Below are 24281 nucleotides of genomic sequence, written 5' to 3'. Positions count from 1 at the left end.
ATGTAAAATCATGAGCGAAAACTGTTGAACACTATTTATTTGGCTATAGCTTATTTAGTGCTGTTTGCCAGTGCAGAGTTTTTCTATCATCGCCTGAAAACAAGGGCAGAGATTACGCGCAAGTATGTACACATTGTCACTGGTTTGCTCACGATGCTATTCCCTCCTTTGATTCAAAATCATTGGTTGGTATTGTTACTTTGTAGCAGTTTTCTCATCATTTTACTCGCCTCTTTGTATTTCAAACTATTGCCTTCTATCAATGCAGTAGAGCGCACCACCAGAGGTAGTATCTTGTATCCTGTGATTGTGTATTGTTGTTACCTGATGTACCTCAGTCAAGACCAGTTTATATTTTATTACATTCCTATATTAATCCTGACCTTGTGCGACCCAATGGCTGCATTGGTAGGCAAACACTTTCCCAGAGGTAAGTACATCACTTTTGGGCATTGTAAAACCTTGAGTGGTTCGGCAGGCTTTTTTGCTGCGGCTGTCATTACCAGCCTTTGCCTTGTAGTTGGGCTAGAGCAAATGACTTTGACCAAAACCTTGATTATCACTGTAAGTGTAGCTATGGTAACTACCATAGCCGAGGCACTGAGCCATAAAGGTTACGACAACTTAACCATTCCTTTTAGTGCATTGGCGATGCTAATGCTGATTAATCACTACTTGTAAAATGACTTATAAAGTGACCTGTTCAATGCCTGGTGAAACAACACACGAGGCATTTAACAACTTGCCCCATCATTTATATACTTCAGACAGCCCACGGTTTCAACTGGGCAACGAGCCCGTGTCAACTCACCTGACAGGTTGCTATGTGTTATGGCAAAACGAGGTACCAGTAGGTAGGTTTGCCTTTTATGAAAACCCTGGTTTGCAATATCAACATTCTTTGGCGGCTTGTATAGGTAGTTATGAGTGTAAAAACGACCCAGCAGTGAGTCAAAAACTCATAGAAGAAGCCATTACTTTGGCAAAAAGCAAAGGCTATAGTTGGGTGATTGGCCCCATGGAAGGGTCTACCTGGAATAATTACCGATTTAGCACACACCATCAACAGGCTTCCTTTTTTATGGAGCCTTACCACCACTTGTATTATAATGACCAGTTTATACAAGCAGGATTTAAACCCATTGCCAATTATTATTCTAATCTTGACCAAAGTCTGGAATATGATGCTCAGGCTTTGGCTCAAGCCAAAAAAGGTTATGAGGAGGAAGGGGCTGTTTTCAGAAGTATAGATATGGAAAACTTTGAAGATGACCTGAAAAAAATTGGACAGCTCAGCATTAGTGGCTTTGCCGAAAACTTCTTGTATACACCTATTTCGGTAGATGAATTTGTAAGCAAATATGCTCGGCTTAAACAGTTTTTTGACCCAAAGCTTATCACTATTGTAGAGGATGCCCAAGGCGAATTACAAGCATTGAGTTTTAATATTAAAAACTTTAATGATCCTTCGGGCAAAAGTATGATTGTAAAAAGCCTGATGCGAAGTAAGTCTTGTGTTTTTAAAGGAGTGGGCAGTTATTTGGTGGGAAAAACTACCCAAACTGCCAAAGAAATGGGGTTTGAACAGGTCATTCATGCATTTATTATCCGGGGCAATGCTTCACAAAATATCTCAGAAAAGTATTCGGCCAATGAATACAAATCTTACGCTTTGTACGGATTAAAGCTCTAATAGCTCCCAAGCAATGCAACTACTCAGAAAAAAAACAGTCATTTTTACTATTACCTTAACGCACTGTAAACTAAACTTCTCCTGCCCTTTCTTTGGGCTCAGTACAACAGTGCTGTACCCAAAGAAAGGGCAGGAACTCTTGTTTTTACTTTGTTTTTGGACAAAACTAAAAATAACTGGTAGAATGGGCTAAAGTTGCATTACTTTGCTTAGCAATATGTGCCTTGTCAAACTACATTTTATTTTTACCAACAACTTACTATACATCCTGTATCTTCTGGCGCAACCTAAACAACATAAAGAAATTCAATGAAAACTAAACTAACCAATATATCAGAGTTGTTTTTGAACGCTACTAAAAAGCACCCTAACAATGTGGCTATTATAGATAAAAATGATCAACCTATTACTTATGCACAACTTGCTGAAGATGTAAAAGCAACTGCAGCTTATTTTCAACGCAAAGGCATTGGCAAAGGCGACCGGGTGTTGGTGTTTGTACCTATGGGTATAGATTTGTACCGCATAGTACTTGCTTTGTTTTATATTGGAGCTACGGCGGTTTTTCTGGACGAATGGGTGAGTAAAAAACGCATGGAGCTATGTTGCCAGTTAGCTGACTGTAAAGGATTTATTGGTGTTTGGAAAGCCAGGGCATTTGCCTTATTCTCCAAAGAACTTAGGCGTATACCAATAAAGCTGAGCCTGAAGAAAAAACATAAAACAGGGGTACCTATTGCTCAAGTACCCCCAGATACGACTGCACTGATTACATTTACTACGGGTAGCACGGGAATTCCCAAGGCTGCCAATCGTACTCACGCATTTTTGCGCGAACAATTTGATGCTTTACTGGAAGAGATTCACCCCAAGGTACGTGACGTAGATATGCCTGTGTTGCCTATAGTATTGTTTGTAAACCTGGGGGTAGGTTGTACATCAGTTATTGCCGACTTTAAGATGACCAAGCCTGAAGCCATCGACGAAGCAGTAATTATAGAGCAAATCACTAAACATCAGGTAAACCGTATGATTGCTTCGCCATTTTTTATCAAGCGTTTGGCGCAATATACTATAGAGCAAAAAGTAGAACTTCCCCAAATAAATAAAGTTGTGACAGGTGGGGCTCCAGTGTTTCCTCAAGAAGCTACCTTGTATGTAAAAGCTTTCCCTCAAGCAACCTCTATGGTAGTATATGGCTCTACCGAGGTAGAACCGATTAGCTCTATTGATGCCCAGACCTTGAGCCAAGCTCCTGAAACATTGCCTGAAGGTTTGCCAGTAGGCGAGATTTTTCATAAAACCGAGGTACGTATTATCCGGGTAAGCGATGGAAATATTCCTGCATGTAGTGCACTGGCACTAGACGAAATGACGCTGGAAGATGATGTTATAGGCGAAATTATAGTAGCAGGAGCACATGTGCTTAAACAGTACTTTAAAAATGATGCTGCTTTTCGCCAAAACAAGATTATAGTAGGCAATAAAATATGGCACCGTACCGGAGACAGTGGACTCAAAAAAGGGAATCAATTACTACTTACAGGTCGTTGTGCTCAATTAATTGAGTTTGAAGGAGGGTATTTATCGCCTTTTATTATCGAAAACCAGTTGGTTAATATAGCTGGTGTAACTATGGGTACCTTGCTAGAAATGAATCAACAGCGTATACTGGTACTAGAGTCAGTCTTAAACAAAGAGGTATTAGCGCCTAAAATGGGCAACATTCCCTATGACAAACTACAAGTAGTCGCACAAATTCCTCGTGATGCCCGGCACCATTCCAAGATAGATTATGGGGCACTGAAGCTGCAACTTGGAGCATAGTTTTGTTGGTAACATTCACAGGCTTTTCCTCTACAAACAAGATAAGGAGTAGATGTGGGGGCAATAAGTGAGGTTAACAGGTGTTTTTTGTTCCAAAAGATTTTATCCCCATACAATACTTATTGCCAGTAGTTTACACTAATCACTCCAACTATAACTCTTAAGCTTTACCTTTTTGCCACGCTTGGTGAGGGTAAAGTCTTCAAAATCGAGCTGTACCTGCGCCAGGTCTTCCAGGGCAGGGCGTTTGTGTGGAGTAATAATAATCAATTGACGGGTAAGTTGAAACAGGTTGAAAACCAATGGATACAATTGTTTTTCGGGGCAAAGATGCATAGCAAAGCTACAAATAATACTGCTAAATCCTTGATTGGGTTGGTGCGCTGTTGCCCACTGATTGAGCCTACCCTGTATTACCTCCTGAAAATTGTAAGTAAGGCAGGTTTGTCCGGTTTGTTGGTGGTACAACTCATGGGTGTAGGGGTCGCAGCCTTGTACGTCAGTAAAGTCCATTGCTTGCAAAATACGGCTTACTTCTCCCCCACCGGCACAAAAATCCAGTATGTGGGCATAATCTATCTTTGACTGGTTTTGCTGCAACAGTTTTTCAATCTGTGTAAAGTGAGGATTTTCGTAGGCATCACCGTATTGTTGGTAGTAGGCATCTACGCCCTGTTCGGCGTATTGATTACGAATAGCATCTTCGTTTTTGGGCTTTTGTGGCATTTAGCTTAGCGTTTGTGCGTTACTTTTGCCCATTTACAAACACCCCCTACCGGAGGATTAAACTTTGCCACGCTTGCTTCTACTGATGTCAGGTTGGGATATTTTTCATGGGTGGCCTCTACTATTCGATAAGCCAGCGACTCCAGAAGCTTAGAGGGCTGTTTCATGATTGCTTTTACCAATTCGTACACTTCGCCATAATGCACTGTAGCCGTAATGGTGTCTTCTTTGGCTGCTTCCAAAAAATCAGTTTCTATGGTAATATCTACCCGGTATTTGTTACCTATTTTTTGTTCTTCCTGGTATACGCCATGGTAAGCAAAAAACTCTAAACCTTCTAATGCAATAAGACCCATAATTTATTAAAATAGTTACGTTAGTTGACCTGATTATCAGTCGTCAAAAACGCGAATAAAACTTTTAGATTTGTTTCCACCAAATAAAGTGGCTTTTATGACAACGCTTAGCCTATTTTATCAAAAAACGACTCACTTCCGGTGTTGTTTTCAGCTACATTGGCTTCAGTCACTTCTTCGTTTTTTTCGGGTTCTTCGTCTTCCTGATATATTTTAGCTTTTTGCAAGTCAAGCAACTCCTGTTTTTCTTCCAAAATTTGCTGAGCTTCTTCTATTTTTTTCTCAAAATACTCACTGGATGTTTTAGACTCCAGACGGTCAATTTTTTCGAGCGATTCTTTGATATAAGTTCTTACCTCAATCAGTAGATTGTCGCGGTGTGTTTCCAGCACTTTATAATCTCTTTCACGCTCACGCAATTCTTCTACCATTTCGTCTAAAATATTGCGGGCGCGGGCGTGGGCTTTTTGCACAATGGCGCGTGCCTGGCTTTGGGCTTCTTTGATGATTACATCTGATTTTAGCTGAGCTTCTTGTATTTTTATTTCTGACGAACGGCGTGCCTGATCTACCAAATTCGCTCCAGCATCTTCGGCGGTTTTGAGGGTTTTGAAAAGGGCATCTTCGTTTTCGCGTGATGTACTAATTTCTTTTTCAAGGTACTGAATGCGAATGCTTGACTCTTTGTTTTCATCCAGGATTTTTTCCCAGTGTTCGGCCAAAAACTCTAAAAACCGGCTTACCTCTTCAGTATCGAAGCCTTTCTTCATGAAGCCTTTCTGCTTGCCAAAGTCTTTCTTTTTTATTTCGATGGGCGTAATCTTCATAAGTTTCTGTTTTGATTGGTCTAAAAGTGATATTCTAATGCTATAAATGCTTTATATAATGGCTTTATTTCTATTGCTAAGGAACGTGATCGCCCCGTAAACGGGATTTCGGGCGTAGCCCTCAACAATAACTGTCCGGTTTAGAACACATATCCTCTTTACTGACTTTCGTTACTTTTAGCCTTTGGCAGAGCTCGGCGCAGCAGGGCTGCAGCCATCGGTTTTCGCCGTAGCTATGGCTACGACTGCAAAAAGTAACGAAAGTCAGCCTCGAGTATACACCCTCAATCTCGATACTTATTTTGAACATGTTCCTAAGTAATGGTACTTCCCTATTAGTTTTGTAATATGTTACAAAACTATATAGCCATTGAACAAATCAACAATCAAAATAAATATAATTAAATTACTGATAACATCATAATAGCGGTAATGAGCAAATTAACTCAATTTATGGAAATTTCAAACTCCATACAGATACAGTTCGGTCATCGCTTGCCGAAACTACAAAGTTTTGATAAGCCGACCACCACAGTTTATTAACAGAGGTAGCATGCCCGGCATGCCGCGATTTGTCAATGACTTTAAGTAGCTTGAACGTGTGGGCATCCCACACCTTGATCGATTTGTCCATACTGCCTGTAACAAAATACTGCCCGTCAGGGCTAAAATCCAATGAGTTGAGGGCATACATGTGCGCCACAATAGATTGGTGTAAAGTATAGTCTTGGCTTACGTTCCAAACCTTCAAATGTGCATCACGACCACCGCTTACCAAATGCTGTCCATCGGGCGAATAACGCAAGGCAAATACTGAGTTGCTATGGGCAGCAATGGTGTGTTGTAAATCAAGTGTTTCAGTATCGAACACCCTGATATGGTGGTCGCTGTAGCCAATCGCAAAGCTTTTTTGATTGGGATGCACCGCAATGACCCTTGCGTGCTTATCTGATGCTTTCAAATGTTTACGCACTGCCCAATTGTCAAAGTCAAGCGCCACTACCAACCCCTCTCCACAAGCCACCAAAACAAGGTTGCCAATGCTTTGAATATCAAATATCTGAGCAGAGGTGAGTTCTATAGACTTGAGCTCCTGTTTAGAGTCTAAATCTATGAGATGCAAACCAGAAAAATTGTGCCCTACCAACAACTGATTACCTGCTTCACGGTAATGTAAAGCATACACAGAGTTTTGTACTTTGGCTACCATATCGCCTATTTCGGGCTTCTCGAGGTTCCAACGTGCCACCATCCCGTTACCGTCTGCCGAAAAAAGTATGTTGGCTTCTTTGCTGGGGGCAAGCCCATAAACACAGTCGTTGTGCCCGGTAAGGGTAGCTATTTTTGTCACTTCTATTTTGCTCATCACCAAAAGTAATAATTTTTCTGTAAATTGCTCCAAACTTTAATTGCCTACAAGAGTATGTTTCAATTACACCTTTTTTGTTGTATGCCCAAACGTTAAAATGCTCTAACCTTTACCACAATAATTACCTTCAGGCACTGATTTTGAAAAACCCATACAATGCCACTTATACACGTAGAAAACAGTAATCCACAATGCAGCTGGGGCATTTGGGAGATCAAAGAGAGTTCACAAGAATTAATACAAGCACTTTCTCCCCGTTCTTCAGAAGCGTTTTATCTAAACGACATAGAGCACGAAGCCAAAAAGAGCGAATCAACCGCTGCCCGTCTGGTCATCAAAAAGCTCCTTGAGCTACAACACGAAGAGTATATGGGCATTCTGAAAGGTACCAACGGTAAACCTTACCTCGCAGATGGAGCTTACCGTATATCTTTATCGCACACCGAAAACTACGCTGTAGGCATTATACATACCTCCAAAGAAGTGGGCATAGACATAGAGCGGGTGCAAGGCAAATTGCTTAAAATTGCTAAAAGAATTTTATCTAAAGAAGAACAAAAAGAGGTCAATAACAACCTGGAAAAAATCACTGTTTACTGGAGCGCCAAAGAAACTTTGTATAAAATTCACTCCAAAGGACAGTTATTTTTTAATAGTGACTTACTTGTTAGTCCATTTCGGCTTGCCCAACGTGGAGAACTTCAGAGTTTTCTTAGGGTAAATGGCACACTAAACGAACATACTCTACATTATTACTGTTTTAATAAGGACTACTATATTTGCTTCGGGCAGGCTAATTAGTAGCCCCAACAGGGGGCAAGCTTTAAGCGACAAGTCGCGAGCTACCCCTTATAGGTAGCCAACAAATTCATAGCACACTCATTTTCAATGTATTATTTGTTAGTTAGAAGCAGAAGTTACTATAACTACAAGTTGAAGGCTGTTCTACAAGCTTCTACAGTTTTAGATTGCCTTGATTTTTTAGTGTTTTATAAAACCCTTGGATACCGATGCATATCACTGCTTAAAGCCTCAAGTAAAAGACCTCATTTCGTGCTCCTTCAAAAGGAAACCTACTCCAAATACAGGCTTGGAACAAGCGAGCTTGTACTCAGAGAGCTTTGGAATAGCTCAACCATAAAACCATTAAGCATTCAACTTGCTTAACATCTTTTAACACTCTTTAACTTTCCTTAAAAAAATGACTCTTCCTAAGGTTTTATCTTTGTGAGGTAACTTAAAACATATACCCTCTCATGAAAAAACTCTTAACGTTAGTACTCATTGCTTCACTCCCTTTATTGGCAAATGCCCAAAACAACGAAGGCAGCATTTTGTATACCACCAAAACCAAGGTAAAACTCACTGGCGATATTGTAAACATGTTGTCTAAAGAGCAATTGGCTAAAATTCAAAACCGCACTTCACAAAAACAGTTATTTTTCAATGACAAAGAATCGGTGTATCGCAAGCCAGCCAAACCTAGCAAAGAGGAGCAACCCACCGAACAGTCGTTTAGCGCAGGAGGGACTCAAATCAAAATTAAATTTGCCGGGGGCGAAAGTGATGACCAACTATACTACAATATTGCTAACCAACAGGTGGTAGACATGCGTACTTTTTTGGGCAAGCGTTTTTTAATCAAAGATGCCCCTCAAAAACTTCAGTGGAAACTCACCGCAGAAACTAAAAAGATTTTGGGCTATGAATGCCGCCGTGCTACGCTCAAAACTAATAAACAAGAGGCTGAGGCTTGGTTTACGATGCAAATTCCTGTGGCGTCGGGTCCTCGCGGATATGGTCAATTGCCAGGAATGGTTTTGGAACTGAGCAGCATTAAGATTAAAGACGATGGTGAAAAATCGGAGCCTACCACCACCACTGCCACCCAGATAAACCTCAAAAAACTAGACAAAGGCACTATTACTCCCCCTAAAAAAGGGAAAAAGGTAAGTCGCAAACAGTTTAAGAAAATCCAACAACGCAAGCAGAAAGAAATGAAAGAAAGATACAGAAATAAAGGAGGGACTATCAAGTTTCACAAAAATTAATTACCCTCTCTTCTACTCTACCCATTATACCATATCACCCTTGTAAGTGAGTACTTGATTGATACTCACTTCTTACTACACACTACCATATTCCCATGAAAAATCTATCAATATACCTGTGGCTATTGTTCACAGGCTGGGGGCTTTGTGCCCAGGCTCAAAATATTCAAGGTAAAATTAGCGATGCTCATGGCAAAGCGTTGCCAGGAGCCACTGTAGTATTGGTTACCTCGCCCGATTCGTTGCTTGCCAAGTTTGCTACTACTGATGCTCAGGGTGATTTTTTGCTAAAAAAGGTAAAGCAAGGTAAGTATATACTTCAAGTGTCTTTTACTGGTTTTAAGCCTTTTAAAAAAGCTTTGACTATTGCCCAAAGGCAAAACTATGAGGTAGGCAAAGTACAGCTTCAAGAAGATAAAGCTTTGTTGGATGAGGTAGTAGTCAAGGACGAACGTATACCTATTGTGATCAAAAAAGATACGATTGAATATAACGCTCAAGCTTTTAAAACAACCCCTCACTCAAATGTAGAAAAGTTACTCAAACAACTACCAGGCATAGAGGTAGACCGTAATGGAAAAATAAAAGCACAAGGCAAAGAGGTACAAAAGGTGTTGGTAGACGGCAAAGAGTTTTTTGGCAAAGACCCCAAGATTGCCACCAAAAACTTACCCGCAGATGCCATAGATAAAGTACAGGTGTTTGACGACCAGTCGGAGATGTCGAAGTTTACAGGAGTTGACGATGGCAACCGAGAAAAAACCATCAACCTTAAACTTAAAAAAAATCGCAAGCAAGGGTATTTTGGCAATGTAGCTGCAGGCTATGGCACCAATGATCACTATAAAGGCAAGTTTAACCTCCATCGTTTTAATGCTACCAGTCAACTTTCACTATTGGGTACTACCAACAATATCAACGAACGCCCTTTTTCTATCATGGATTACATCAATTTTATGGGAGGGCTAGAGAACTTAGGCAACGAAAATGGCAACCTCAGCCTTAACGGTAGTAGTGGTTTGGGGGCTATGCTACAACTCAACAATAACCAGGCTTTAGCCACTACCAGTGCCGCAGGCGCCAACCTGAATGTAGATTTGAACAAGCGTACCAGCCTACATGCTAATTACTTTTTCAATGCCATTCGTAGCGACATTAACCAACGCTCTTTTCGCGAAACTTTCTCAGACTCTAGCAGTTTTCTGACCAACGCGCAACAAGACCAAGTGCTCAAAAACTGGAATAACCGCCTAAACTTGCGGCTGGATCATAAACTTAGTAAAAGTCAACGTTTGCGGGTATCAACTGATATAATGTATAATCAGGGCAACAATACGAATGTTAGTTTAAGCGAAACTACTCAAGAAGGTGTTGCCCAAAACAACACCAGTAGCCAGACCCGGGGCAACAGCCAGGAAATTGGGGTGAAGGTACGGGCACTATACCGCAAAAGATTTAACTCTAGGGGGCGTTCGCTCACTTTGAGTGGGCAATTTGGCTTGCAAAACCTTGAGGGCAATGATCAACTCAATAATGTACAAACCTTGTTGGGCTTGCCTTCCTCTACCATTCGCCAACGGCAAGCTTTGCATAATGAACGCTATAACTATGACTTACAAGCTGCATTTATAGAACCACTGGGCAAGGGTAAATATTTAGAGCTAAAATATCAGCGTAACAATTATAACAATGCCTCAATCAAAGATTTTTATGATATAAGCCAACCCCCTCAATACATTGAATACTACCTCGATAGTTTAAGCAACCGCTACAACAACGACTATACCTACGACCAAGGTACACTACGCTGGATGTACAACCGCAAAAACTTTAACCTGACTGTAGGCGCCAGCACACAATATTCGTCGCTCAATGGGGTCATTACTACCTCCGAAACCCGCATCAACCGTCACTTTTTGAATGTATTACCTAGTTTGCGCTTTCGCTGGAATATTAATAATAACCGTGACCTGAACTTTAACTATCGCACTGTGGTACAAGCCCCAAGTATGCAACAACTGCAACCAGTAGTTGACAATAGTAACCCTGCCAATATTTATCAGGGAAACCCCAACCTAGCCGCAGAGTTTGTACACCGTTTAGGGCTGGCTTATTATTCGTTTGACATGTTTTCGGGCACCATGCTCCAGGCCAACTTAGCGGGGCGCTATACGCAAAACAAAATCACCAACAAGGTAAGTACCGACGCCAATCTGAATCAATTATCGACACCAGTAAATGTGGCTTATGATGCCAATACTAATGGCTACTTAGCTTTTAACACACCCTTGCGCTGGATGCACGCCAAAGTCAATCTTCAGGTTAATGGGATGTTTAACCAAGGGCTGGTGTTTATAAACGATGTTCAAAACACCATACAACGCCAGCGTCATTCGATAGATATACGCCTGGAAAATTTCAAAAAACGACGAATGGATATCAGAATCGGAGCCAAGTTTAGTCAAAATGTTACGACTTACTCAGAAACAGCAGAGTTTAACCGGTCTTTTATGCAGGAAGATTATTATGTGCAAGGAGATTTGGACATAGGCAAAACCTGGAACCTGGAAGTCTCTTTTACCCAATCGGTATATACAGACGAGGCATTTCAGCAAGGGGCTCAAACTGTCCCTGTATTGCGTGCCTCAATTGCCAAATCTATGCTTAAAAACCGCTTGCAAATGAAGTTTACTGCGTTTGACATTCTGAATCGCAACCAAGGCATTGACCGCACCAGCCACCTCAACTATGTAGAAGAAAGTCAAGTACAAACCATTGGTCGTTATTTTATGGTATCAGTGTCTTATGCAATCAACAAAATGGCAAAAAAGTAAAAGGTAGATAAAAAATACTAGGATTGTCTTCCCTTGGATAAAAGCAAATGACCTATAGTGCCTCAGATCCCAGATACCTAATACATACTTTTTTGCTTGCAAACATACAGGTTAAACCAACCTGAAGTAAACACTTATTTATGGGTATATACATAGCACTATGATAATTTGTATTTCACGGTTTTAAATATCAAATTGATCCTTCATTTAAAACCAACTGATTTGAATACTGCCATTCCCTTAAGCCGACAATTAGGACTCTTTGCTGGCCCTTTGCTTTTTTTGCTCATTATCTGGGTTACACCCGAAACCCCATTTCTGGGTGTACCTGCTTTTCATACCCTTGCTGTGGGTACCTGGATGATCGTTTGGTGGGTCACCGAAGCAGTTGCTTTGCCAGTAACCGCTCTTTTGCCCATCGTATTGTTTCCGCTGACAGGTGTATTACCCATCAAAGAAGCGGCTGCTTCTTATGCCAATCCTATTATATTCCTGTTCATGGGAGGTTTTATGCTGGCTCTTGCCCTCGAAAAATGGAAATTACACTTGCGTATTGCGCTTAATATTGTGCGCCTCACCGGAACCAACGCCAACGGCATCATTATGGGTTTTATGCTGGCCACTGCTGCCTTAAGCATGTGGATCAGCAACACCGCCACTACTGTTATGATGTTGCCCATTGGTGTATCAGTCATTGAAATTTTGCGCAGCAAAGAACCCAACCAACACCTGAGCAAAGGCACACGCTACTTTTCATTGTCTATGATGCTAGGCATTGCTTATGCAGCAAATATTGGCGGGATTGCCACCATTATAGGTACACCACCCAACACGGTACTGGCAGGCGTGCTCAACGAAAAATTTGGCTATACTATAGACTTTGCCCGTTGGCTTGCTTTTGGGTTTCCGTTGATGTTGGTTTTGTTAGGAATTGCTTATTTGTTTTTGGTAAAAATATTATACCCCAATCGTTTAGGAAATTTTGAAGGTGCCCAACAAGTGATTAAAGGTGAGCTTGCTAAATTAGGTAAAATAAGCAAAGCCGAGCGCATAGTATTGGCATTGTTTCTAACCACTGCGTTGGCTTGGATTTTCAAAAATGCCTTGAACAGTGCTTTTCCTGCCTGGAAACTCACCGATGCTACCATTGCTATGGTGGTTACTGTAGCGTTGTTTGTAATTCCGGTAGATTATAAAAAGGGGGTATTTGTGCTGGAATGGAAAGATACTGAGCGTTTACCCTGGGGGATTTTACTTCTTTTTGGTGGAGGCTTAAGCCTGGCTACGGCCTTGTCTAAAGTAGGGATTATTGGAGTAATAGGTGATGGAGTAGCCGTGGTAAGTGGTGCGTTGAGTATTCCTGTGATTTTTCTGATTCTTATTGCTTTGATGTTATTTATGACCGAGATTATGAGTAATGTAGCACTTACAGCAGTACTGGTGCCTGTGGTAGCGGGCATAGCGGTAGGGCTCAACGAAAACCCACTTTGGATGACCATTCCTGTAACTATTGCTTCAAGCTGTGCTTTTATGTTGCCTATGGCCACCCCACCCAATGCTATAGTGTTTGCCAGCGGGCATATCAAAGTATCGCAAATGATGAGAGTAGGCATTTGGCTCAACCTTATTGCAGTATTACTGTTGGCATTGCTTGCCAATACTGTATTGCCCTATGTCTTTGACATTCAGCGAGGAGTATTACCTGTTTGGGCAAAGTAGCTGATGGAATGGCTATATCTTTATCTGTAATATGGAGGTTATATAGAATAAGATTCTTAACTTACAATAGTCCATAGTATTTAGTCGGTAGTCCATAGCTGATTCGAGTAAATGTTTACCTTGTTAAATACTGTAAACCGAACTTGTGAGCTAAACGAAGTTAATCAGTATTTTATATTAAGATTGCTTACTCACTTTATTTTTAAAAGGGTTTCAGTTTTAGCCTACACCAACCAGTTAAATAGTTTTTAAATTCATAAATAACTGATTACCAGCAAACAACTTTCACCAAAAATACTGCGGAGTATTGTAACTTAAGCAAGTTATATAAATTCTAATACATACCATGAAAAAAACATTTCAACTCTTTTTATTTGCCTTGCTGTTTTTGGGAAGCAGCCAATTTGCTCAGGCACAAACTGCTGACGATATTCTGGAGGCACATTTTAAAGCTATCGGAGGCAAAGACCAGTGGCGACAGTTGCACACTATTACTTATAAAGCATACTTCACAAGGATTTATATGAGGAGTGAGTATGAAGTGACTCACCTGAGCTCAAATGCTTGGCAAATGGTAGACTTCTGTCGCACTACCACAAGCGACGGCAAACGCTCTTGGTGCAAAAGAGTTAATGGGAAAACTGTGTTGTTCAAAAACAATATTGTGCGACCACCTTTGCAGCCTTACTATCTTGACTACAAGAAGAAGGGGCACAAAATAAAGTATATAGGGGTTACTACGATAGAAGGCAAGGAGTATCATCAACTGGAGACTATTCAAAAGAATGGAACAGTAGAACACCTTTTTTTTGATACCCACCTATTTATGTTGAGGATAACCAAGACAAAACTTGGAATGAAGGAAGGTTCTAAAAATTTATGGCAGCACATCTATTATGATGACTATAAGCAGGTAGGCAATAGGTGGTTTTTTCACAAAAAACGCATACAACAACCAGGGACTACCACTCTTTATATTACTAAAAGCGATATTGTACCCAATGCAAAGGTAAACCCTCAATTGTTTAAATACCCTGGTAAGTAACTTTTGTATACTCACAAAATACTGGGCTAAGTGATCTGGAAAAAATAAGATGTGCCAATTCAAGAAAATATATTGTTCTCAGACGATTCAAAAAAAACGGTGCATAGCCAAAGCTATGAAGCTTTTTTTTTGAGAAGAATGAGGGCAATAGATACACTTTAATGGCTCAAATTATTTATGAAAGATCACTAAATGTTGGGAGAATAAACCTGTGCAGTTATTTATTTTAATATTATTAACTAAAAAATTAGTTTTTAAATTAAACTTTTAGTTAGTTTGTATTGTAAGCAAAACAAAAACCTTTCACTCTTTTATAGGGAAGGTTTTATTTTTTGACTTATAACAACTAAAAAAATAGTTATAAAACTATTAACTAAGTTATTATTTACATCTAAACACGGAACACTATGGAAACTAAAAAAAACCCGCAAGTAGACTTGACCCGAAAAAGAGGTTTATTTTTCACGATAGGACTAGTGATCACTTGCCTGTTTGTGATTTCAGCTTTTGAGTGGAAATCGTATGCAGAAATTACAAAAGTAAACTTTACGGAAGATGAGTCTTTTGAAGAATTAATAGAGATTCCTATTACTGATATAAAACAGCCACCACCCGTAATACAACAACCTGAGGTAGTAGAAGTACCTGATACAGAAGACTTGGAACAAGACATAGAAGTTAACCTGGATGTAGAATTTACTGAAGAGGCACCTCCCAAGGCAGTCATTATACCCAAGAACCAAGACCCTCCTGTGATCAAAGAAGAAAAGCCAGACGTAACAGTCTTTTTCACCTCAGAAGTGCAAGCTGCCCCTAAAGGAGGATATACCGCGTTCTATAAATATGTACAAAAAAACCTAAAATACCCTCCACAAGCACGCCGAATTGGAATAGAGGGTAAAGTAGTGGTTCAATTTATTATAGAAAAAGATGGTAGCCTTACCGACATTAAGGTATTGAAGGGAATAGGCTCAGGTTGCGACGAAGAGGCTGTACGGGTCTTGAAAGCAGCACCTCACTGGAACCCTGGTAAGCAAAGAGGCAATCCAGTACGAGTGCGTCGTGCATTGCCCATTAAATTTAGCTTGCGTTAAAACGAAAATCAGTAAAAGTGTCATACATAAAATAAGCGTTTGAACACTCAATATTATTTTGAACAATGGAAAATAAGTTGAACAAACCCAGTGATATAAATAAGCGATCGCATAGTATAAACAGCCTTACCGAAAACGGGGGGCTGTTTTTTGCCATAGGTTTTGCCTTGGCTTGTTTTGTAACTATAGTGGCGTTTGAATGGAAGGTACAAATAGCCCCACCTTCTATTGATATAACCAACCCTGATCAACATGAAGTAATTGCTCTAAAGCTCTTACCCGCACCTGCGGTGCCTTCTCCGGCAATTGTGCCCGTAAACCACCAGATAAAAAAGGCAAACAAGTATCAAAAGTTTGAGTCTGAAGAAGATTTTGGTCAAAAGCTTTTACCTACGCCTTTTGTACCCACACCAGCCAAGGAGTTGATAATAGAAGAAGTGAAAGATGTTGATCTTGCCGTCTTATCGTGTGACTTGCCTATACCTCCAGAGCCCATTGTTGGCTCGCCTGATCCTATGATAAGTTGTGGTGGCAATCAGGTCATTAAATGTATACTTTTTATCGAGCAACGCCCCCAGCCTGTTGGAGGGTATCCAGCATTTTACAAGTATGTGCGCAAAAACCTTGTGTACCCCAGTCAAGCACGCCGCCTAGGTATCGAGGGCAGTGTTTTCGTTAAGTTTATTGTTACAAAAGAAGGATACCTTACTCACTTCAAAGTATTGAAAGGCGTTGGGGCAGGATGTAACGAAGAAGCAATACGGGTATTAAAAACTGCACCTAAATGGATACCAGGCAAACAAAGAGGTGTAGCTGTAAATACCAAGTTTACTATACCTATAGAATTTACCTTGAACTAAAGCTGTACGCCCAACATCAAAATATCATCAGTTTGTTCATTTTGTCCTCGCCATTTTTCCAGTTCATTTTCGAGGCGTTGCTTTTGTTCCTCCAACGGCTGACTGTTAATTTCTACCAGTAAATCTTTGATTCTAAGAAGCATAAACTTTTTATTATGCCCATTATTTCCACCAAGTTGGTTCTGAAAACCATTGGTTAACAAATACAATACATCCCCTTTTTCAAACTCAATCAGGTTCATCGTCAATGGATTTTTAGCATTGTACAAACCTTTACCTACCGGATGTTTATCTCCTTGAATTTGTTTCAACCTCCCGTTATTTACTATAAAAAGTGAACTATGAGCACCAGTAAATTTGATTATTTTTTTGTGATAATCTATGCAGCATAGCGAAATATCAATGGCCAGGTTTGCCGCATCAGAAGTCAAGGTACGCTGCACTAGTTTATCCATCAACGTGAGTGCATCTTCTGGGGTGGTACGCTTACTCTCTCTTACCACATGATTAAGCATCAAAGTACCCATCATTGTAAGAAAAGCCCCTGGTACTCCACGTCCGGCACAGTCGGCTACAGCAAGTAGTTTTAAGTTTTGTCGGTCATTGAGCCAATAAAAATTACCACTGAGCATCTCCTTGGGGCGATAAATGACAAAATTTTCGGGAAATGCCTGAGTAAGCCGAGTTTGGTGAGGCATCATTGCCTGTTGAATTTGTTGTGCATACGAAATACTATCCTTGAGCTCGGTATGCATTAGCTCTATTTCATCCCGTTGTTTTTTTATTTCAGTATTTTTGTCCCGCAATGCTTGATTGCTCCTTTGCTTGATCTGATAACGACTATAAAGCACCACTCCCAGAATAAGTATAATCACCACCCCCACAATGAGCATTACCTGGTAAAAAGCCTGTCGTTCTAAGCGCAGTTTGCTTTGTTCTATCTCTAGCTGATTTTTCTTAAGGCGTAGGCTTTGCAGCTCATTTTCTTTAGTAAGTAAAGCAAGTTCTTTATTGTTTTTTGCCGATACATCCCATATCAGGTCTTTTACCTGCGTGCCCACGTGTTGCTTGGTAACCTTGTTAATCAAGGGTTTAAACTCAGTACTATTAAAAAATTCCTCTATCACCTTTCCCCAGTCACTTTTTAGCGGATACATCACTGCATACCCCTCCCGTTGAATCTGTAAAAGTTTTTGGCGTTTCAGGCGTAAGCCATTTTTTAGCGCCAAGGCATATATGGGCAAATGTATGTAGCCAAAGTGATAGGGGTTTTGGTTGATTGTTTGAACAATCTCGTGAGTATTGGTAACATACTTTACTGACAAGTTGGGGGCTAACTTGTTTTTGAGTGCTACAAGGCTTTTGTCAAAGGTGGTATTTTTAACCGAAACAGCAGTATATTTTGTAAAATCAGGAGAGTTGATCAACTCCCCAATGCTGTTAAAAGTGGGCAACTCAGGGTGTGACACAATAATTTCAATATCGGGCATATAAGTTGGCGAAAAGCGCATGACTTTTTTACGCTCAGGAGTAATTGAGAATGCCGCAGCTCCAAATATACCTCCAGTTCCATCCTTTATACTGTTATAAAATTCGGCATAAGTTTGGGCTTTGTGCCATTGTATGTCAAGTTTTACTTTGTATTTGGCTTCAACAAAACGTGTCATCGCTACCATCAGGTCATGATCGATGCCAGTATGCTTGCCTGCTTCATCATAATAATGAAAGGGTTTGGCGTCGTGCCACAGTACAGTGATTGTACCTTTGCCATTGGCTTGCGTTTTTTGCCAGGAATCGTTGGGCAGTGTTTGGGCAGTAACTGTACCCAAAAACCCAATAATGATACAAAAAATTGCTTTGGTTATCTTCACGGTAGACAGTATCTAAATGAATAGATGATCAAAATATTTTTAATATAACAAAAATGTAAAGATTTAGACTTTGAACTCGCGTTGACTTTTGGGATGTAAGCAAAAATGACCACTTTTACCTTGCTGGCTCACTTTTTTAATGCTTAAAATGCTTGCCTGTTTTTTATATTGGGGGCAGGGCTACACAAAAAAGAGTGTTACAAAGGGTCAAGTATATTGTTTGTAGAATCCCTGGGTAAAAGACGAGTTCTTTGGGTAACTGTAGAAGGTGCTTATAGTATAGATGTGGTTGCCCACTATTAAGTTGCACAACTCTTGAAGAAAATTGTGATATTGGGTTTGTTAAAAGCCCCGACAGGGGCAAGCTTCAAGCGACAAGTTGCAAGCTAGACCCTGTTTAACTCCGTTGAGCTCATCACAGCAAGCTGTAGATTCGGTTCACAAGTAACTACACTTTTGTATCACGTTGATTTTCAGTAACTTACAAAAAGCGTAGTTAGAAGCCCCGACAGGGGGCAAACTTTAAGCGACAAGTCGCAAGCTATTCCCTATTCCATAGGGAGCCATCAAGTTTGTAAAGTATTTATTTTCAGTTGTTTACAAATTTGATAGTTAGAAGCAAATTCAAGCGCTAAAACGTTATTTGGAACTCATGCACGCTCGTCCTGTACAAATGCACAATGTCTATTTGATTGGTATCACATATTTTTTTTACAATGGATAACCCCAAACCCACCGAGTTGTTGGCATTATTCCCTTTTTTAAAACGTTCAAACATTGCCTCACCCTTGATACCATCTGTTGTGCCAGTGTTATTTATCTTCAGTACATTGTGTGTCAAGCCTACTATAATTTCCCCTCCTTGATAGTTATGCCTAATGGCATTGCTCAACAAATTGGAAATGAGCACATCGGCCAATACTGGGTTAAAGCTAATTTGAGCACTTGTTTGCAGGTCGGTTTTCAAACAAATATTTTTCATTTCTATCAACTCCTGAAAGTTTTGCAGGTGCTTTGTTACCAATTCGCCCAAATCAATAGTATGGGTTTGCTGAAATTGCTGGTTTTCTATTTTAGCCAATAACAACAATGCTTTGTTTATTTTCGACAGTCGGTTAGACACCTCATAAATAGATTGCAGATGTTGCATTTGCTCATCATTCAGCGATGACTGGATCAAAAGTTCTATTTTGGATTTAATAATTGCCAAAGGGGTTTGTATCTCATGGGAAGCGTTTTCGGTAAACTCTTTCAAATTTCGGTAATCGTCCCTTATTTTATCTGTCATATCAAGTACTAAAGTGTTCAACTCCTCAAACTCGAGAATATTTGACTGTTGAAGCTCAAGAGGGGCAGTATTGGTTACCCTAAAACCCTTGATAGCACCAAGTGTTTGGTGAAAAGGCTGCAATAAACGACGTGATAAATAATAGTTTGCGACCAACATTACTATAAGCAACGATACAAACAAGTAAACTACAGTACCAATGACAGCTTCTATTTCATCGTCAGCTTCTTCTAAAGATTTATAGATACATATTTTATAGTAGGCATTTTTCACTTTTCGCACCACACATTTACGTCTAACACTGATCTGCCACTCCCCCATTGTCAAAGTTGTATCGTTTATTTCAGAAGTTATTTTGGCTGGTGGTGTAATAAATTGGTAAATGTTGTGGCTTTTGCCATAGTGAAATAACTTGAGGTTTTGGTCAGTTTCTTCGAAGTGATGATGAAAGTAGTCGTGTTTTACCCCCTTATGGTGGCTATGTCCGTGAGTTTTATGAGTACGAGGAGTAAACCTTCCTGAAGCTATTTTAGTCATATAGTTCAATTCTTTCCGATCAAAGTATTCGCTGATGTCTTCATTGATAAGCGATAACACTGTGTAATAGGTAACAGTGCCCCCCACGCCAAATACAAGCGTGGCAATCAGTACATAATAAATAGTAGTTTTAGTGAGTAATTTCATTGGTAAGTATATCTTGTGTATGGTCACTTGGGTTAATCAAATACTAGTAAACTTGTACCCAATGCCATACACTGTCTGTAAATAGTTTTTACCTCCTTTTTGAGCGATTTTACGGCGTAGATTCTTGATGTGTGTATAGATAAAGTCAAAAGAATCAGCCATGTCCATGTGGTCGCCCCATAAATGTTCTGCTATCGACTCTTTAGTAAGCACCCGGTTTTTATTGCTAATAAAATACAATAATAACTCTTGTTCTTTTTGAGTAAGCACCACCAACTGTCCATTTACCAGCGTTTCAAACTTGTCAGTATTTACCCTGATCTCTTGAAATATCACTTCATGGTTGCCTTCAAAGTTTCTACGACGTAATATAGATTTGATGCGGGCGTTGAGCTCAGCCAGGTGAAAAGGTTTGGTAATGTAATCGTCTGCCCCCAAATCTAATCCAGCCAGCTTATCATCCAACGAATTCTTAGCAGAAATAATGAGTACTCCCGCCTGAGAGCGTAACTTTTTCAAGAGTTTAAGCAGGTCTAAGCCGTTACCATCGGGCAAACCAATGTCCAGAATCACAATGTCATAATCATATAGGTGAACCTTCTCGGTTGCTTGCTCAAAGTTCAATACACTCTCGCATACATACCCTTCATTTTTGAGGTAACTCACCAAGGCTGCAGTAAGTTGTTGCTCATCTTCCACTATTAAAATTTTCATTTTTTCACGTCAGAAGTTAGAGAATAAATTTACAGAACAATTCTGAATAAAATCTGTAGTAATATGTAAGTTTATGCTTCAATGTATAAATTAAATATAAAAAAAGTACAATAATTCATATAAAGCACAAGTGTTATTCCCTGAATAAAAATCAAGTAATGTATTGCACTTTTGGGAGGTGTAAAAATGCTTGTTCAACCGTGCTTAACGAATAAGAAAGGGAAGTAAAAAGATGTAAGTTTTTATGAAAGAAAAGAATTAATGAGGATTAAATAATATTCTCTAAAATGTGAATTTAGAATAATAATTGTTTATTATTGACACCATAAGACTAGATATTGCGATTAAATACTCTAATATATGCGAAAAACGTATATTTAACGAGTGATCCTTCATAAATGTTTCATCTTTTTGAAAAAACAGCTTACCAGTACTATGCATGTGCCGAATTAGGGTTATTGAGACAAGGTCAGACTAGCAGTGTGAACAATCCGGCAACTTATACCTCTTTGCAAATTATCTCGAATACTAGATGTAATTAAAAATGGTTTTTTATTATATACTTGTTAAACTCAATATTTTATGAAGCACATATTCAATAAAATTACAGGTGTGCTATTTTTATCTTTCACACTTGTAAGTTTTGCCAGTTTTGCCCAGACCACTGTATCAGGTACAGTCAAAGATGAAAACGGTGAAGGACTCGTTGGTATCAATGTCATCGTAAAAGGTACTGTAACTGGTGCTGCTACCAACTTAGACGGAAAGTTTACCTTTACTACCAATACTGCTCCACCGTTCAAGGTTCAAGTTTCTGGGGTAGGCTACGAAACTCAGATAATAGACGTCTCTAACAGTAGCCAAAACCTAGATATAACCCTTAAAGAAGAAATATCTGTTACTATGCAGGTAGTGGTGACGGCCTCAAGGGTAGAAGAAAGCATTTTACAATCGCCAGTATCTATTGAAAAAATGGATATTCTGGATATAAAAAATACTCCCGCTGACAATTTCTATGATGGATTGGCAAATATGAAAGGGGTAGATTTGGTGCCTAGTGGAATGTTGATCAAAATGGTTAACGCCCGCGGTTTTGGTGGTCCTTACCAAACCCGTTTTGTACAGCGTTTTGATGGAATGGACATGCAAACACCTTCTTTGAGTATTCCTTTTGGAAACATCGCGGGCATTCACGACATAGACGTAGAGAGTGTTGAGATTCAGCCTGGAGCGGCATCTGCTCTGTATGGACCCAATGCTTTTAATGGAGTAATGAACATGACCAGTAAAAACCCTTTCTTTTACGAAGGGCTTACTGTACAGATGAAGCAAGGCTTTAATAATGTAAATACGACAACGGTAGACGAAGAAGCCACTCCTTATTCTGAAATTGCGTTGCGTTATGGCAAGAAACTATCAGATAAATTCGCGGTCAAGGTAAACTTTTCTTATCTAAGGGCTAGAGACTGGGCAGCCAACGACCAACGTTTACTATCACTAAACAATGACAGGTTGTTTGCGGTAAGCAGTAGTAACGAAACCCCTATCAATGGGAATGCTATCAACACCTATGGTGATGAAGCAGCGATTGGGCAAGTAGGTGGGGTGAACATTCACCGTACTGGCTACAAAGAATCTGAGCTTACTGACTATAATGTGCAAAATATCAGAGCAGATGCTACACTATACTACCGTATTACAGATAAGATTGAAGCATCTTATATGGTCAAGTATGCAGATGGTAATGGGGTATTGAGCGGAGGTAACCGTTATAGTTACCGTCCTCAGTTTGTGATTAACAAATTAGAATTAAAAGGAAGTAATTTTTTCTTGCGAGCTTACAATATGGACCAAAGAATGGGGTCTGGCTCTTATGATTTAAGTACGGCTGCCACCTCATTGCAAAACCAGAGTAAAGACAATACTACCTGGCTTACCGATTACACTACGGCTTACAACAGCAACGGTGGAAACCACGCCTTGGCGCGTGCAGCCGCAGATAAAGGACGTTTGACCATGAGTTCGCCTGAATTTGAAACCATCAGAAATAAAATACCTGCCGAAGGTGGAGGTGCTTTTATAGAAGAAGGACGCATTACTCACGTAGAAGGGCAATATGATTTTACCTCGTTGTTCAACGATGTGGTAGGGGTAACCGTAGGCGCCAGTTACCGTCGTTTTCAGGTAGAATCAAACGGAACTATCTTTGACGACAGAGGAGACAAAGGACCAGTAAGTTATTATGACATAGGTGGGTATATTCAAGTAACCAAATCATTTCTTGATGAGAAATTGAAGGTAGTAGCTTCTGGGCGTTATGACAAGAGCGAATTCTTTGATGGCCTGATTACTCCCAGAGCCTCTTTGGTGTTTAGCCCTACCAAACAGCATAACTTCCGTGCCTCTTACCAAACAGGCTTTAAAAATCCAATTTTTCAGGAACAATCCATCTTTTTCCCTATAGTACCTGGTGCATTGGTACTTGCCGGGGGTAGACAAGGTTTTCAGGATGCTGCTCATACTGGAACCAGGTTTGATATAAACACGTTTAGTGCCACAGGCGAACCGATTACTGTACCGTTTGTACAACCAGAAGAAGTTACCTCTATTGAATTTGGTTATAAAGGAATGCTCACTCCTGCCTTGTTTGTAGATGCAAGCTACAACCGAAATACTTATACCAACTTTATTGGCTTAGATTTGTCCAGAGGGGTATTGGCTTCTGACGGAGTGATTTATGCTTTTTATGAAAACCTGCCAGGAACATTTAGTACCCAAGGAGCTACTTTTGGTACAAACTATACCTTTGGCAAAGGTTTTACCGCAAGTGCTAATTATACATGGACTACGTTGGTTGATGAGCTACCAGTAGGTTTTGCCCCCAGTTTTAACACTCCTGAGCATAAAGTGAACCTTTCGTTTGGTAACCGCAAGTTAACTGACAAGTTAGGGTTTAACCTGGCATGGAGATGGCAAAGTGAGTTTGATTTCTTATTTAACCTAAGTGGACAAACAATTACGGGTAAAATAGGTACATTCAACACATTTGATGCCCAATTGACTTATAAGGTACGCCAGGGGTTTACGGCTAAAATTGGTGGTTCTAATATTTTCAACCAATACTATACCCAGGCATTGGGGGCCGCAGCTATTGGAGGAATGTATTACATTACTTTTACATTTGACCAGTTTGGGCGATAAGCATATTTACATTACAATTTTTGATAATAATGTAACGCTTTTCATTCAATTTGACAAAGCTTTCAAGCCGCTTTGAAAAATTTCAAATTAAGTAACCATTTTTTTGATTCTCTAAACAACAA

18 protein-coding genes are annotated in these 24281 nt (G+C 39.9%); 11 read left to right on the top strand and 7 right to left on the bottom strand.

The genetic code is table 11. The features are described 5' to 3' along the window. The first annotated feature begins 24 nt into the window (after positions 1–24). The 3 genes from M23134_RS13490 to M23134_RS13480 all read left to right on the top strand — a co-directional run bounded on the left by M23134_RS13490 (position 25) and on the right by M23134_RS13480 (position 3520). Positions 25–681, top strand: coding sequence for a diacylglycerol/polyprenol kinase family protein (locus M23134_RS13490; protein ID WP_002696936.1), 657 nt, complete (start codon positions 25–27; stop codon positions 679–681). Positions 682–706: 25 nt separating this feature from the next. Continuing rightward, positions 707–1693, top strand: coding sequence for a hypothetical protein (locus M23134_RS13485; protein ID WP_002696934.1), 987 nt, complete (start codon positions 707–709; stop codon positions 1691–1693). Between the two features lie 309 nt (positions 1694–2002). Then, positions 2003–3520, top strand: coding sequence for an AMP-binding protein (locus tag M23134_RS13480; RefSeq protein ID WP_002696932.1), 1518 nt, complete (start codon positions 2003–2005; stop codon positions 3518–3520). A 138-nt stretch (positions 3521–3658) separates the two neighbouring features. On the opposite strand, the gene M23134_RS13475 is transcribed toward M23134_RS13480, so the two are convergent. The 4 genes from M23134_RS13475 to M23134_RS13460 form a co-directional block, all read right to left on the bottom strand. Then, a complete protein-coding gene (locus M23134_RS13475; RefSeq protein ID WP_002696930.1) occupies positions 3659–4246 on the bottom strand; it encodes a class I SAM-dependent methyltransferase in 588 nt (195 codons plus the stop codon). Between the two features lie 5 nt (positions 4247–4251). Then, the gene (gene folB / locus M23134_RS13470) at positions 4252–4602 is read right to left on the bottom strand and encodes a dihydroneopterin aldolase (RefSeq protein ID WP_002696928.1); all 351 of its coding nucleotides are present in this window, start codon (positions 4600–4602) and stop codon (positions 4252–4254) included. 107 nt (positions 4603–4709) lie between these two features. Further along, positions 4710–5429 carry a DivIVA domain-containing protein gene (locus M23134_RS13465; RefSeq protein WP_002696927.1) on the bottom strand — a complete coding sequence of 240 codons (720 nt, stop codon included), beginning with the start codon at positions 5427–5429 and terminating at the stop codon, positions 4710–4712. A gap of 451 nt (positions 5430–5880) precedes the next feature. Then, on the bottom strand, positions 5881–6795 hold the full coding sequence (locus M23134_RS13460; protein WP_045113548.1) for a WD40 repeat domain-containing protein: 915 nt from the start codon (positions 6793–6795) through the stop codon (positions 5881–5883). Between the two features lie 159 nt (positions 6796–6954). On the opposite strand from M23134_RS13460, the gene M23134_RS38065 reads away from it, so the two are divergent. The 7 genes from M23134_RS38065 (at position 6955) to M23134_RS38060 (ending at position 16401) form a co-directional block, all read left to right on the top strand. Then, on the top strand, positions 6955–7599 hold the full coding sequence (locus M23134_RS38065) for a 4'-phosphopantetheinyl transferase family protein (RefSeq protein ID WP_002696925.1): 645 nt from the start codon (positions 6955–6957) through the stop codon (positions 7597–7599). Between the two features lie 455 nt (positions 7600–8054). Next, entirely contained in the window at positions 8055–8849 is a 795-nt protein-coding gene (locus tag M23134_RS13450; protein ID WP_002696924.1) for a GLPGLI family protein, read from the top strand. Between the two features lie 95 nt (positions 8850–8944). Beyond that, positions 8945–11683, top strand: a complete 2739-nt coding sequence (locus tag M23134_RS13445) for a TonB-dependent receptor (RefSeq protein ID WP_002696923.1) — start codon at positions 8945–8947, stop codon at positions 11681–11683. Positions 11684–11905: 222 nt separating this feature from the next. Further along, a complete protein-coding gene (locus tag M23134_RS13440; RefSeq protein ID WP_002696922.1) occupies positions 11906–13402 on the top strand; it encodes an SLC13 family permease in 1497 nt (498 codons plus the stop codon). Between the two features lie 346 nt (positions 13403–13748). Further along, complete coding sequence (locus M23134_RS13435; protein WP_002696920.1) at positions 13749–14447, top strand: hypothetical protein; 699 nt, start codon at positions 13749–13751, stop codon at positions 14445–14447. Between the two features lie 407 nt (positions 14448–14854). Further along, entirely contained in the window at positions 14855–15541 is a 687-nt protein-coding gene (locus tag M23134_RS13430; RefSeq protein WP_002696919.1) for an energy transducer TonB, read from the top strand. Positions 15542–15606: 65 nt separating this feature from the next. Beyond that, positions 15607–16401: an energy transducer TonB gene (locus tag M23134_RS38060; protein ID WP_002696917.1), complete on the top strand. Its 795-nt coding sequence runs from the start codon at positions 15607–15609 to the stop codon at positions 16399–16401. Here the strand turns inward: M23134_RS38060 and M23134_RS13420 are convergent. The 3 genes from M23134_RS13420 to M23134_RS13410 all read right to left on the bottom strand — a co-directional run bounded on the left by M23134_RS13420 (position 16398) and on the right by M23134_RS13410 (position 20958). Beyond that, positions 16398–18272, bottom strand: a complete 1875-nt coding sequence (locus tag M23134_RS13420) for a SpoIIE family protein phosphatase (RefSeq protein WP_002696915.1) — start codon at positions 18270–18272, stop codon at positions 16398–16400. The two genes, M23134_RS38060 and M23134_RS13420, sit on opposite strands and share 4 nt — an antisense overlap. 631 nt (positions 18273–18903) lie before the next feature. Next, complete coding sequence (locus M23134_RS13415; protein ID WP_002696913.1) at positions 18904–20244, bottom strand: sensor histidine kinase; 1341 nt, start codon at positions 20242–20244, stop codon at positions 18904–18906. 36 nt (positions 20245–20280) lie between these two features. Then, positions 20281–20958 (bottom strand): response regulator transcription factor, encoded by a 678-nt coding sequence (locus M23134_RS13410; protein WP_002696911.1) that lies wholly within the window; start codon positions 20956–20958, stop codon positions 20281–20283. 582 nt (positions 20959–21540) lie between these two features. On the opposite strand from M23134_RS13410, the gene M23134_RS13405 reads away from it, so the two are divergent. After that, positions 21541–24159, top strand: a complete 2619-nt coding sequence (locus M23134_RS13405; RefSeq protein WP_002696909.1) for a TonB-dependent receptor — start codon at positions 21541–21543, stop codon at positions 24157–24159. Positions 24160–24281: the final 122 nt, after the last annotated feature.

The sequence above is a fragment of the Microscilla marina ATCC 23134 genome, assembly GCF_000169175.1.
GTDB classification, from domain to species: domain Bacteria; phylum Bacteroidota; class Bacteroidia; order Cytophagales; family Microscillaceae; genus Microscilla; species Microscilla marina.
Note: the sequence above shows the minus strand (reverse complement) of the source record. Positions and strands in the feature narration are given on the sequence as shown.